10 protein-coding genes, 2 tRNA genes and 1 pseudogene are annotated in these 11,613 nt (G+C 71.1%); 8 read left to right on the top strand and 5 right to left on the bottom strand.

Features of this window, described 5'->3' with window-relative positions:
- Positions 1-471: pseudogene (locus VMF51_RS06980) on the bottom strand (hypothetical protein); the annotation flags it as partial.
- Positions 472-842: 371 nt separating this feature from the next.
- Positions 843-915, bottom strand: a tRNA-Arg gene (locus tag VMF51_RS06975).
- Positions 916-1,096: 181 nt separating this feature from the next.
- Here VMF51_RS06975 and VMF51_RS06970 point away from each other — a divergent pair.
- The 3 genes from VMF51_RS06970 (at position 1,097) to VMF51_RS06960 (ending at position 6,102) form a co-directional block, all read left to right on the top strand.
- On the top strand, positions 1,097-2,938 hold the full coding sequence (locus tag VMF51_RS06970; RefSeq protein ID WP_325473688.1) for a phosphoenolpyruvate carboxykinase (GTP): 1,842 nt from the start codon (positions 1,097-1,099) through the stop codon (positions 2,936-2,938).
- A 240-nt stretch (positions 2,939-3,178) separates the two neighbouring features.
- Positions 3,179-4,993, top strand: a complete 1,815-nt coding sequence (locus VMF51_RS06965; RefSeq protein ID WP_325473687.1) for a phosphoenolpyruvate carboxykinase (GTP) — start codon at positions 3,179-3,181, stop codon at positions 4,991-4,993.
- Positions 4,994-5,064: 71 nt separating this feature from the next.
- Complete coding sequence (locus tag VMF51_RS06960) at positions 5,065-6,102, top strand: LuxR family transcriptional regulator (protein ID WP_325473686.1); 1,038 nt, start codon at positions 5,065-5,067, stop codon at positions 6,100-6,102.
- Here the strand turns inward: VMF51_RS06960 and VMF51_RS06955 are convergent.
- Entirely contained in the window at positions 6,099-6,227 is a 129-nt protein-coding gene (locus tag VMF51_RS06955; protein WP_325473685.1) for a hypothetical protein, read from the bottom strand. The two genes, VMF51_RS06960 and VMF51_RS06955, sit on opposite strands and share 4 nt — an antisense overlap.
- Before the next feature lie 159 nt (positions 6,228-6,386).
- Here VMF51_RS06955 and VMF51_RS06950 point away from each other — a divergent pair, with 159 nt between their 5' ends.
- Genes VMF51_RS06950 through VMF51_RS06935 form a run of 4 tightly spaced genes read left to right on the top strand, consistent with a single transcriptional unit; the run spans position 6,387 to position 10,375 of the window.
- On the top strand, positions 6,387-7,448 hold the full coding sequence (locus VMF51_RS06950) for an iron-siderophore ABC transporter substrate-binding protein (protein ID WP_325473684.1): 1,062 nt from the start codon (positions 6,387-6,389) through the stop codon (positions 7,446-7,448).
- Between the two features lie 13 nt (positions 7,449-7,461).
- Positions 7,462-8,505: an iron ABC transporter permease gene (locus tag VMF51_RS06945; RefSeq protein ID WP_325473683.1), complete on the top strand. Its 1,044-nt coding sequence runs from the start codon at positions 7,462-7,464 to the stop codon at positions 8,503-8,505.
- Positions 8,502-9,551, top strand: coding sequence for a FecCD family ABC transporter permease (locus VMF51_RS06940; protein WP_325473682.1), 1,050 nt, complete (start codon positions 8,502-8,504; stop codon positions 9,549-9,551). The genes VMF51_RS06945 and VMF51_RS06940 overlap by 4 nt, the downstream gene beginning before the upstream one ends.
- A complete protein-coding gene (locus VMF51_RS06935; RefSeq protein ID WP_325473681.1) occupies positions 9,548-10,375 on the top strand; it encodes an ABC transporter ATP-binding protein in 828 nt (275 codons plus the stop codon). The genes VMF51_RS06940 and VMF51_RS06935 overlap by 4 nt, the downstream gene beginning before the upstream one ends.
- A gap of 60 nt (positions 10,376-10,435) precedes the next feature.
- Here VMF51_RS06935 and VMF51_RS06930 read toward each other — a convergent pair.
- A tRNA-Ser gene (locus VMF51_RS06930) sits at positions 10,436-10,529 on the bottom strand.
- A gap of 73 nt (positions 10,530-10,602) precedes the next feature.
- A complete protein-coding gene (locus VMF51_RS06925; RefSeq protein ID WP_325473680.1) occupies positions 10,603-11,088 on the bottom strand; it encodes a hypothetical protein in 486 nt (161 codons plus the stop codon).
- A gap of 110 nt (positions 11,089-11,198) precedes the next feature.
- Here VMF51_RS06925 and VMF51_RS06920 point away from each other — a divergent pair, with 110 nt between their 5' ends.
- Complete coding sequence (locus VMF51_RS06920) at positions 11,199-11,606, top strand: hypothetical protein (protein WP_325473679.1); 408 nt, start codon at positions 11,199-11,201, stop codon at positions 11,604-11,606.
- Positions 11,607-11,613: the final 7 nt, after the last annotated feature.

Genomic DNA, 11,613 nt, shown 5'->3' with positions numbered 1-11,613 from the left:
CCGCAGCACCCGACCCGGGGCGCAGGCCACCGCGGCGGCGACCGCGGCGTCCACGAGCGCGACCCGGTGCCGGTCCAGGCCCCGGCTCATCGAGGCGACCTTGCAGGCCACCCAGGTCTCGCAGGCCAGTTCTTGGACCTTTGCCCAGGTCAGCGGGAGCCGGTGGCGCAGGTCGAGCGCGTCGGCCATGACCGACCGGGTCGAGAGCACGTGGGCTTGGCGGGCGATGGCCAGCTCGCCCAGGCACAGGTCCTGCACCCACGGCGTCCCGTCACCGCCGATCTCGACGAGCTGGTCGCCGCCGAACCGGGCCGGCACCGCGCCGGGTGCCTGCTGGGGGTCGTGACCGTGGAGGTCGGCCCAGGCCAGGACCAGGAGCAGGTCGTCGACCTGGGCCTGGCGGCGTTCCCGCACGGTCGTCTCGGCGGCCGCCAGCACGGCGGCGGCGTCGAGGATCTCGGGCGGGTTCATGCCTCCGATTCTATTCGAACTGGTGTTCGATTCGGGTGGGTCGGTGGTATCTGTGGATAGGCGTTCGAGGGGCCGGCGGGTGGCTCCGGCTGCTTGTCGGGTCGCCGGGTTTCGAGGCTCGGCGCTGGGGCGCCTCACACCTCAACCAGCGTGCAGCACCGCCGCCGCGCCTCACACCTCAACCAGCGTCTGGCGGCACCGCCGCCGCTCCCCACACCTCAACCGGCGTTCGCACCACCACTTGGGCGCCTCGCACCTCAACCAGCGTTCAGGTACGCGCGGCGAGCCCCAGGGAAGGCGAAACTGAGGAAGTGGCGAGGTCCCGAAATCGACGAAGCCCCAGGCCGACTGACCTGGGGCTTCGTGTCCTGCGCGCCTGTAGGGATTCGAACCCCAAACCTTCTGATCCGTAGTCAGATGCTCTATCCGTTGAGCTACAGGCGCTCGTCGCCCACCGGGGCGAGCGACTGGTCGAGGATAGCGGACCACCCGCGGCATCCCGAAATCAGCCGAGTCCCACCGCGGTGGAGGCGCTTGCGGGCGGTGTGGCAAGGTGCCGTCACCAACCCGGCGGGACGACCGGCCCGCCGCCGACGGCAGTTCCACGAGAGGGAGCCAGGCTGAGATGGCGAATGTTGAGGCGGCCCTGACGGCGGCCGGACTGACCAACCCCCACGTCCTCGAGTACGTCCGGGAGTACGCCGAGCTGACGGGCGCCGAGCGCATCGAGGTCGTCAGCGCCGCCGACGACGCCCGCCTGATCCAGGAGTGCCTGGACGCGGGTGAGCTCGAGCCGGCCGGCGAGGGTCGCTACTACTCGCGGAGCTACCACAAGGACACCGCGCGCTCCGAGGAGCGCACGATCGTGGCGACCAACGACGAGAAGGACAAGGGCGTCTACAACAACTGGCGCCCCGCCTCGGAGATGAAGCCGCTGCTGCACGACCTGATGCGCGGGGAGTCGGCCGGCAAGACCATGTACGTCATCCCGTACCTGATGTCGCCTCCCGGCAACGAGCTCGCCCCGTGGGCTGCCGGTGTCCAGCTCACCGACACCCGCACCGTCGTCCTGCACATGATCCGGATGGCCCGCGTGGGCGCGCACTTCCTCGACGGCCTCGAGGACCCCTCGCACTTCGTCCGCGCCGTCCACGTGACCGGCGACCTGGAGAACCTCGGCCAGGGCACCCCCGACGACAAGCGGTACTTCGTGACCGTCGCCGACGAGCGCACGATCCTGCACTTCGGCTCGTCGTACGGCGGCAACGCGCTGCTCGGCAAGATCGCGCACGGCCTGCGCCAGGGCGCGTACGACGGCTGGGCGTCGCGGAAGTTCCTCGCCGAGCAGTACATGCTGATCGGGATCAAGGACAAGCAGACCGGGACGGACTACCACATCTGCGGCGGCTTCCCGAGCGCGTCGGGCAAGACCAACCTGGCCATGATGCTGGCCCCCGACGTCCTGGGCGAGCGCTACCACGTCTCGTTCTACGGCGACGACATCGCGTGGCTGTGGGTCGACGAGAAGACCGGCCGGCTGATGGGCATGAACCCCGAGTACGGCGTGTTCGGCGTCGCCAAGGACACCAACGAGGGCACCAACCCGACCGCGCTGGAGTCCGTCGCCGAGGGCACCCAGGCGATCTTCACCAACATCGCCTACAACCCGCAGACCGGCGAGGTCTGGTGGGAGGGCCGCACCAAGCAGCCGCCCGCGGACACCGCCGGGTGGCTGGACTGGACGGGCGCGCCGATCGCGGACCGCAAGGACGGCGACACCTCGCCGTGGGCGCACCCCAACAGCCGCTTCACGACGACGCTCGCCAACGTCCCCAACATCGCCTCCGACTACGACGCCGCGACCGGCGTGCCGATCGACGCGATCATCTTCGGCGGCCGCACTCGCGACCGTGAGCCGCTGATCCGCGCGATCCACGACCTCGCCGAGGGTGTGTACGACGGCCTGACGCTCGGCGCCGAGGCGACCGCCGCCGCGGAGGGCACGGAGGGCGTGCTCCGCTACGACCCGATGTCCAACCGCCCCTTCATGGCGTACGGCGAGGGCGACTACGCGCAGCACTACCTCGACGTGGTCGGTGCGGCGACGGACCAGCCGATCTTCGCGCACGTCAACTGGTTCCAGCGCGACCCGGAGGACGGCCACTTCCTGTGGCCCGGCTACCGCGACAACCTGCGCCCGCTGCTGTGGCTGCTGCAGCTGCGCAACGGCGAGGTCAAGGGCCGCCGGACGGCGGTGGGCATCATCCCGACCGAGGAGGAGCTCAACCTCGAGGGTGTCGAGATCAGCCCCGAGGACCTGAAGACCATCCTGTCGATCGACAAGGTGCGCTGGCAGCAGGAGATGGAGCACCGCGCCGAGCACCTCGAGCTGTTCGACAACATGCCCGACGCGATCTGGGAGGCCCACCGCCGGGTGGCGGCGGCCCTCGAGGGCGAGAGCGACTGACACGACGACGACGGCCCGGATCCCCGCTTCCGCAGGGGGATCCGGGCCGTCGTCGTACTCATTGAACGATCCAATATGTGGAACGAGCGCCCCGCGTTAGCCTCTGGCCACCCATCTCGTCGGGCAACGGAGCCGGACGAACTCAGCAACAGTCCACGACAGCCTCGTCGATACGCTCGACGACTCGGCGTAACCGGGCCCGCTGGCCCGGCGCTGTGCACGGCGCGGGAGGGAACAGGCATGACAGCCACGCAGGACCGGACGGCCCCCACGACCCATCAGGGCATCCTCGACTTCGTCAACGAGTTCGCGGAGTTGATGCAGCCCGACCAGATCCACTGGTGCACCGGTTCCGACGAGGAGTGGACGGAGCTGACCGACGCCCTGGTGGCGTCGGGGACGTTCACCCGGCTCAACCCGGCCATCAAGCCGAACTCCTTCTACGCCGCCTCCGATCCGATCGACGTCGCGCGCGTCGAGGACCGGACCTACATCTGCTCGGTCGACAAGCGCGACGCGGGGCCCACCAACAACTGGATGGCCCCGGCGGAGATGAAGCCGCTGATGACGAAGCTGTACGCCGGCGCCATGAAGGGCCGCACGATGTACGTCATCCCCTTCGTGATGGGCCACCTCGAGGCCGAGAAGCCGATGTTCGGCATCGAGATCACCGACTCCGCCTACGTCACCGCCTCGATGCGCGTGATGGCCCGGATGGGCTCCCACGTGCTGCGCCGGATGGAGGAGCTCGAGGCCGACTTCGTCCAGGCCGTGCACTCCGTGGGCCACCCGCTCGCCGAGGGCGAGAGCGACGTCGCCTGGCCGTGCAACGACACCAAGTACATCGTGCAGTTCCCCGAGGAGCGGACCATCTGGTCCTACGGCTCCGGGTACGGCGGCAACGCGCTGCTCGGCAAGAAGTGCTACGCCCTGCGCATCGCCAGCGTGATGGCGCGCGACGAGGGCTGGCTCGCCGAGCACATGCTGATCCTGAAGCTCACCAGCCCGGCCGGCGTCGTCAAGTACATCGCCGCCGCCTTCCCGAGCGCCTGCGGCAAGACCAACCTCGCGATGCTCGAGCCGACCATCCCCGGCTGGAAGGTCGAGACGCTCGGCGACGACATCGCCTGGATGCGCATCGGCGAGGACGGCCGCCTGTGGGCGGTCAACCCCGAGTACGGCTTCTTCGGCGTCGCGCCCGGCACCAACAACCACACCAACCCCAACGCGATGAAGACCATCGACAAGGGGAACTCGGTGTTCACCAACGTCGCGCTCACCCCCGAGGGCGACGTGTGGTGGGAGGGCCTGGAGAACACCCCGGCCTCGGCCACCTCCTGGAAGGGCGAGCCGTGGACCCCCGAGTCCGACGAGCTCTCCAGCCACGCCAACAGTCGCTACTGCACCCCGATCAAGCAGTGCGACATCCTCGCCGACGAGTACGACGACCCGCGCGGCGTCCCGATCGACGCGATCCTGTTCGGCGGCCGGCGCAAGACCACCGTCCCGCTCGTCTTCGAGGCGCGCGACTGGACCCACGGCACCTTCCTCGGCGCCACCCTGTCGAGCGAGACGACCGCCGCCGCGATCGGCGCCGTCGGCGTGGTCCGCCGCGACCCGATGGCGATGCTGCCGTTCATCGGCTACAACGCCGGCGACTACTTCAACCACTGGATCACGGTCGGCAAGGACAACGACGCCGCCAAGCTGCCGAAGATCTTCTACGTCAACTGGTTCCGCCGCGACGACGAGGGCGGCTTCCTGTGGCCCGGCTTCGGCGAGAACAGCCGGGTCCTGAAGTGGATCGTCGAGCGCATCGACGGCCAGGCCGCCGCCGTGGAGACGCCCGTCGGCCACGTGCCGGCCCCGGGCTCCCTCGACACCGAGGGCCTCGACATGAGCGAGGAGGCGCTCGCCGCCGCCCTCGCGGTCGACCCCGAGGAGTGGAAGGCCGAGCTGCCGCAGATCCAGGAGTGGTTCGAGAAGTTCGGCGACGACCTCCCGGGCGTGCTCTGGACCGAACTCGACGGGCTGCGCGCGCGCCTCGGCGCCTGACCCCCGCACCTACCGACGACGGCCCCGCCCACCTCGGGCGGGGCCGTCGTCGCTTGTGCGAGCATGAGCCCGTGCCGAGCCAGGACCCCGAGCTCTCCGGTCCCGAGCGCCGCGCCCTCTTCGAGTCCGAGTCGACCGCGCTGTACGACGAGGTGCTCGCCGCCGGTGGACTCGCGGCGTCCGACGAGCGGATCGTCGAGGGCGGCGCCCAGCGCCCGGCCTTCGCGCTGCTCGTCGACCTCGGCCTGGTCCGACTCGACACGGAGTCCGCCACCTGGGTGGCCGAGGACCCGAGCACCATCCAGTCGCGCGTCGTCTCGCCGCTCTCCCAGGAGGGCGCCCGGCTGCTCGACGAGTCCTCCCGGTGGGCGCGCGCCTTCGCGGGCCTGAGCACCAGCTGGCGCCGTTCGCCGGCGAGCGTCGGCCACGGCCCCTTCACCTACCTGCGCGACGACGCCATCGGCCCGTTCCTCACCGCCCTGGTGGCCGAGGCCGAGGACGAGATGCTGACCGCCCAGCCGCAGGCCGGCCGGGACGCGCCGTCGCTGGCCGAGGCGGCGGTGCGCGACATCGCGATGCTCGAGCGCGGCACCCGGATGCGCACCCTCTACCAGCACAGCGCCCGACGCAGCTCGATCACCCACAAGTACGTCGCCGCCGTCACCGCTCGCGGCGCCGAGGTCCGCACCCTGGACGAGTTCTTCAACCGGATGATCGTCGTCGACCGCCGCGTCGCCGTGATCCCCGCGGGCGACGACCTGCGCACCGCGATCGCGGTCCGCGAGCCGTCCGTGGTGGCGTACCTCGTCGACATCTTCGAGCGGACCTGGGAGCGGGGGCGCCCGTTCGCCAACCGGGAGTCGTCGATGATGAAGGACATCGCGGCCGAGCAGCGCGCGATGACGATCCGGATGCTGATCGAGGGCCACTCGGACCCGGTCAGTGCGAAGCGGCTCGGCGTCAGCCCGCGGACGTACGCCGGCTACGTCTCCGACCTCAAGCAGGAGTACGACGCCGAGACGCGGTTCCAGCTCGGCTACGCGATGGGCGCCCGCGGCGTCTCCGGCAACGAGACGCCCGAGCAGGCCGACGGGGGCGGAGGGATCTAGCGCACGACCCGGCAGAAGCCGCCGCAGCCCCAGCTGCTGGCCTGGGCCGGAGCCGGCATCGCGGCCACGCCGAAGCCGAGAACGGTGGCGGTGGCGAGGAGGGCCACCTTGCGAGCGAGGTTCATGGGAGTGTCCTTCTCTGTCCGGGCTTCCACTGTCCGTGGGGCGGTGCCGTGCTGGCAACCCCTCCCCGCGACCCCGCGTTCGCAAACCGAACGCCGATGAGCGCCCGGATCCACGATCCTTTAGGGTTGCCTTACCTAATCACGATCGGAGCATTCCCCATGCGTTCCACACGGCGTTCCACACGCTTCCTGGCGGCGGCCGCCGCCACCGCCCTCGCCCTGACCCTCGGCGCCTGCGGCAGCGAGGACGGCTCGGGCTCGGACGGCGCCGACACCGACGCGTCGGGCAGCGGCTCGTCGGAGGCCGCCTTCCCGGTGACCATCGAGCACGCTCTCGGCACCACCACGATCCCCGAGAAGCCCGAGCGGGTCGCCACGGTCGCCTGGGCCAACCACGAGGTTCCGCTCGCCCTCGGCGTGGTCCCGGTCGGCATGAGCAAGGCGACCTGGGGCGACGACGACAACGACGGCGTCCTCCCGTGGGTCGAGGACAAGCTCGAGGAGCTGGGCGCCGAGACTCCGGTGCTCTTCGACGAGACCGACGGCATCGACTTCGAGGCCGTGGCCGCCACCGAGCCCGACGTCATCCTGGCGTCGTACTCCGGCCTGACCCAGGAGGAGTACGACACCCTCGAGAAGATCGCGCCCGTCGTGGCCTACCCCGAGATCGCCTGGGGCACCTCGGTGCAGGACATGATCAAGCTCAACAGCGAGGCCCTCGGCCTCGCCGCCGAGGGCGAGGAGCTCGTCGCCGACCTCGACACCAAGGTCGCCGAGTCCTTCGCCGCCCACGAGTCGCTGGCCGGCAAGAAGATCATGTTCGCGTTCATCGACGCCAACGACCTCAGCCAGATCGGCTTCTACACCAGCCACGACACCCGCCCGGGCTTCGTGGTGAGCGCCGGCATGGCCAACCCGCAGGTCGTCGAGGAGGCCTCGGCCGAGACCGAGGACTTCTACGTCACCCGCAGCGCCGAGGACGCCGAGGCCTTCGCCGACGTCGACGTCTTCGTGACCTACGGCGAGCCCGACGGCAAGCTCGTCGAGCAGATCCAGGCCGACCCGCTGCTGTCGAAGATCCCCGCGATCCAGCGCGGCGCGATCGCGATCCTCGAGGAGTCCACCCCGCTGGCCGCCTCGGCCAACCCGTCGCCGCTCTCCATCGACTGGGGCATCGACGAGTACTTCGACGTGCTCGCCACCGCGGCCGACAAGTCCTGAGGAAGCACCTGAGGTGAGCACCACCACCGCACCCGGGTCGGCACCGGCCGTCGTACGACGGCGCTCGGTGTCGACCCGGGTCGTCTGGGTCGCCGTCGCGATCGCCCTGACCGTCCTGGTCGCGCTGGCCTCGGTCGCGTTCGGCACTCGGGTGGTCGGGTGGCACGACGTGGTCGAGGGCGTGACCGGGGGCGACGCCAACGTCGCCCAGGCCGCGGTGAACAAGCGCGTCCCCCGCACTCTGCTCGCCCTGCTGGTCGGCGCCTCGCTCGGCCTCGCCGGAGCCGTGATGCAGGGCGTGACCCGCAACCCGATCGCAGACCCGGGGATCCTCGGCGTCAGCACCGGGGCATCGCTGGCCGTCGTCACGGGCATCGTCTTCTTCGGCCTGAGCGCGCCCTCGTCGTACATCTGGGTCGCGATCAGCGGCGCCGCCCTCAGCGCGGCGTTCGTCTACACGATCGGCTCGATGGGCCGCGGCGGCGCGACGCCGCTGAAGCTGGCCCTGTCCGGTGCCGCCACCGCCGCCGCCCTGAGCTCCCTGGTCAGCGCGCTGCTGCTGCCCCGGGCCGACGTCATGCAGACCTTCCAGTTCTGGCAGATCGGCGGCGTGGGCGGGGCGTCGTACGACCGGATGGGCCAGGTGCTGCCGTTCCTCGTCGCCGGCGCGGTGATCAGCCTGCTCGCCGCCCGGGGCCTGAACTCTCTCGCCCTCGGCGACGACGTCGCCGCCGGACTCGGCGAGCGGGTGGTCGTCACCCGGATGCTGGCCTTCGTCGGCGCCGTGGTCCTGTGCGGCGCAGCCACCGCCGTGGCCGGCCCGATCGGCTTCGTCGGCCTGGTCGTGCCGCACGTGTGCCGCCTGCTCATCGGCATCGACCACCGCTGGCTGCTCCCGATGTCGGCCATCGTCGGCGCCGCGCTCCTGACGGCCGCGGACGTCGTGGGCCGGGTGGTGGCCCGGCCGGAGGAGATCGAGGTCGGGATCGTCACCGCGTTCATCGGGGCGCCGTTCTTCATCTACATCGTCCGCCGACAGAAGGTGCGTGCCCTGTGACCGCCGTGCTGGACCAGGCCGCCGCCGTCGACCTCGTCGTGCGCGGGCGGCGTCGCCGGACGCTGCGGCGCGCCGCGACCATCGGCGGCCTCGCCCTGCTGGTCGTGGGCGTGTACGCCTTCAGCCTGATGTACGGCCAGACCTTCTACGGTCCCCGCGAGGTGTACGACGTCCTGCGCGGCGAGACCGTGCCCGGAGCCTCGTTCACCGTCGGCGAGCTGCGCTTCCCGCGCGCCACCCTGGCCGTGCTCGCGGGCGCCGCCTTCGGGCTCGGCGGCATCACCTTCCAGACCATGCTGCGCAACCCGCTGGCCTCCCCCGACATCATCGGGATCAGCTCGGGCGCGAGCGCCGCCGCGGTGGTCGCCATCGTCACGTTCTCCGCCAGCGAGGCCCGGGTCTCGCTCGTGGCGATCCTCGCGGCCCTGGCCACGGCCATCCTGATCTACGTGCTCGCCTACCGCGACGGCGTCGTCGGCACCCGGCTGATCCTCATCGGCATCGGCATCGCGGCCATGCTCGACAGCATCGTGTCGTACACGTTGCTGCGCTCGGCGGTCTGGGATCTCCAGACGGCGATGCGCTGGCTGACCGGCAGCCTCAACAACGCCACCTGGGAGCAGGTCCAGCCCCTCGCGATCGCGATGCTGGTCGGCATCCCCCTCCTGCTCAGCCAGTCGCGCGGCCTGAGCCTGACCCAGCAGGGCGACGACTCCGCCTCGTCACTCGGGGTCCGGGTCGAGCGCACCCGGATCGTCGCCATCGTGGCCGCCGTGACCCTGATCGCCTTCGCCACGGCGGCCGCCGGCCCGATCGCCTTCGTCGCCTTCTTGTCCGGGCCGATCGCGGCACGGATCATCGGGGGTGGGACCTCGCTGATGGTCCCGGCGGCGCTCGTCGGCTCGCTGCTGGTGCTCTCGGCCGACCTGGTCGGCCAGTTCGCGTTCGAGAACCGCTACCCCGTCGGCGTCGTGACCGGCGTGCTGGGCGCGCCGTACCTCGTCTACCTGCTCATCCGCACGAACCGTTCCGGAGGCTCGCTGTGACCGACGCCCACTCCCTCGTCGTCGAGGGCATCACCCTGGGGTACGGCGACCGCACGGTCATCGACGACCTCGACCTGGTCGTGCCGCCGGGGCGGATCACCGCGATCGTCGGCGCCAACGCCTGCGGCAAGTCCACGCTGCTGCGCGCCATGTCGCGGCTGCTGGCCCCGCGGGGCGGCCAGGTGCTCCTCGACGGCAAGGCGCTGCACAAGCTGCCGACCAAGGAGGTCGCCCGCACCCTCGGCCTGCTGCCGCAGTCCCCGGTCGCGCCGGAGGGCATCGTCGTCGGCGACCTGGTCTCGCGCGGGCGCAACCCGCACCAGCGGGTCATCTCGCGCTGGTCGTCCGATGACAGCGCCGCGGTCGCCGAGGCGCTGCGGATGACCGACACCCTGGAGCTCACCGACCGCAGCGTCGACGAGCTGTCCGGCGGCCAGCGCCAGCGGGTCTGGATCGCGATGGCGCTGGCCCAGCAGACCGACATCCTGCTGCTCGACGAGCCGACCACGTTCCTCGACGTCAGCCACCAGGTCGACGTCCTCGACCTGCTCACGGACCTGAACCAGCGCCGCGGCACGACGATCGTGATGGTGCTGCACGACCTCAACCTCGCCGCGCGGTACGCCGACCACCTGGTCGCCGTACGCGAGGGTCACCTGTACGCCGCCGGCGACCCCAGCGAGGTCCTGACGGCGCAGACGGTCCGCGACGTCTTCGGGATGGCCTCCAGCGTCGTCCCCGACCCCGTGTCGGGCAAGCCGCTGGTGCTGCCGATCGGGCGCCACCACGCCGCGGCCGAGGTGGGCCGGCCCGTCGAGGTCTGAGCCACGAACGAGAGAACCCCCGGTGAGCCAGGCTCACCGGGGGTTCTCTGCGTCTATCTCTGGCGGAGGCGGAGGGATTTGAACCCTCGATGGGGTTTTAGCCCCAAACCCGCTTAGCAGGCGGGCGCCATAGACCGGACTAGGCGACGCCTCCTGGACAGCGCGGACAGGCTACTAGGCCGGTACGGCGATCCACCAATCTGCCCCGCCGCCGATCGGGTCCGGGCTCAGATCGGGCGCAGTCCCTGGCCGCGCTGCAGGTGCTGCTGCAGCTCGCGCACGAACTGCTCGCGGTCGATCGCGAGGGCCTGGACGGGGATGGTCGTGGTGCCGCCGTCCTTGAGGTGCAGGACGACGCAGGGGATCCCGCGGGGGGTCGAGGTGGCCGCGTCCGTGACGTCGGTCCAGCGGGCCTCGGTCACGCCGGCCCCGCGGACCAGGCCGACGCGGTAGCCGTCGGGGGTGCAGCGCAGGACGTACGACCGCGAGCGCAGCCGCCAGCCCAGCACGAAGACCGCCACGACGCTCACGACGAGCAGCGCGATGAGCAGGTCGGGGGTCAGGTCGAAGAGGGCCACGACCGCGGTCGCGGCGAACATCACCAGTGCGGTGAGGACCAGTGCGAGCCCCACGAACCGGGCGGCGAAGGCCGGGTTGAGTCGGTAGTCCACCGAGGCGGAGTCGTCGGCGGGGAGTGGCGCGGGGTCGGACACCCTCCTATTGGACAACGCCTTTTCGGGCACCGCCAATCGGGCCGACGACGACCTTGTGATCGGTCGTGAGGTGGGTCACACTCGAACCCCAGACGCAGCCGGGAGGCGCCATGGCCACGACCCGCACACCCCCCACCAGCGGGATGACCACCCGCCTGACGATCGCGCTCCAGGGCCTCGACCTGGCCCTCGACGCGCCCCGCCAGCGAGGGGTGCCGCTCGGCAACTGGCGGTGGGTGGTGCGACAGCGGATGGCTGCCTTGCGCGACGCGCTGGCGGGCGAGGCGGCGGGGCCGGACGACGGTTGGCTGGCCGCTCGCGGCGGCACCGCCTTCCGCGAGCGCAACGTGCTGCTCGGCCGGCTCAACCGGCTCGGGAGCGTCGTCCTGGAGACCGACTCCGTCGAGGAGGTCCGCGTCGAGCTGAAGCGGCTCGTCGTCGACGTCCACCACCACGTGCAGCGTCTCAACGACCTCGCGTACGACGACGTCGAGCTGGAGCTCGGCGGCTCGGAGTGACCAGCGC

Source organism: Nocardioides sp. (genome assembly GCF_035503875.1).
Lineage (GTDB): Bacteria > Actinomycetota > Actinomycetes > Propionibacteriales > Nocardioidaceae > Nocardioides.
This window is presented reverse-complemented; position numbering and strand designations above follow the sequence as displayed.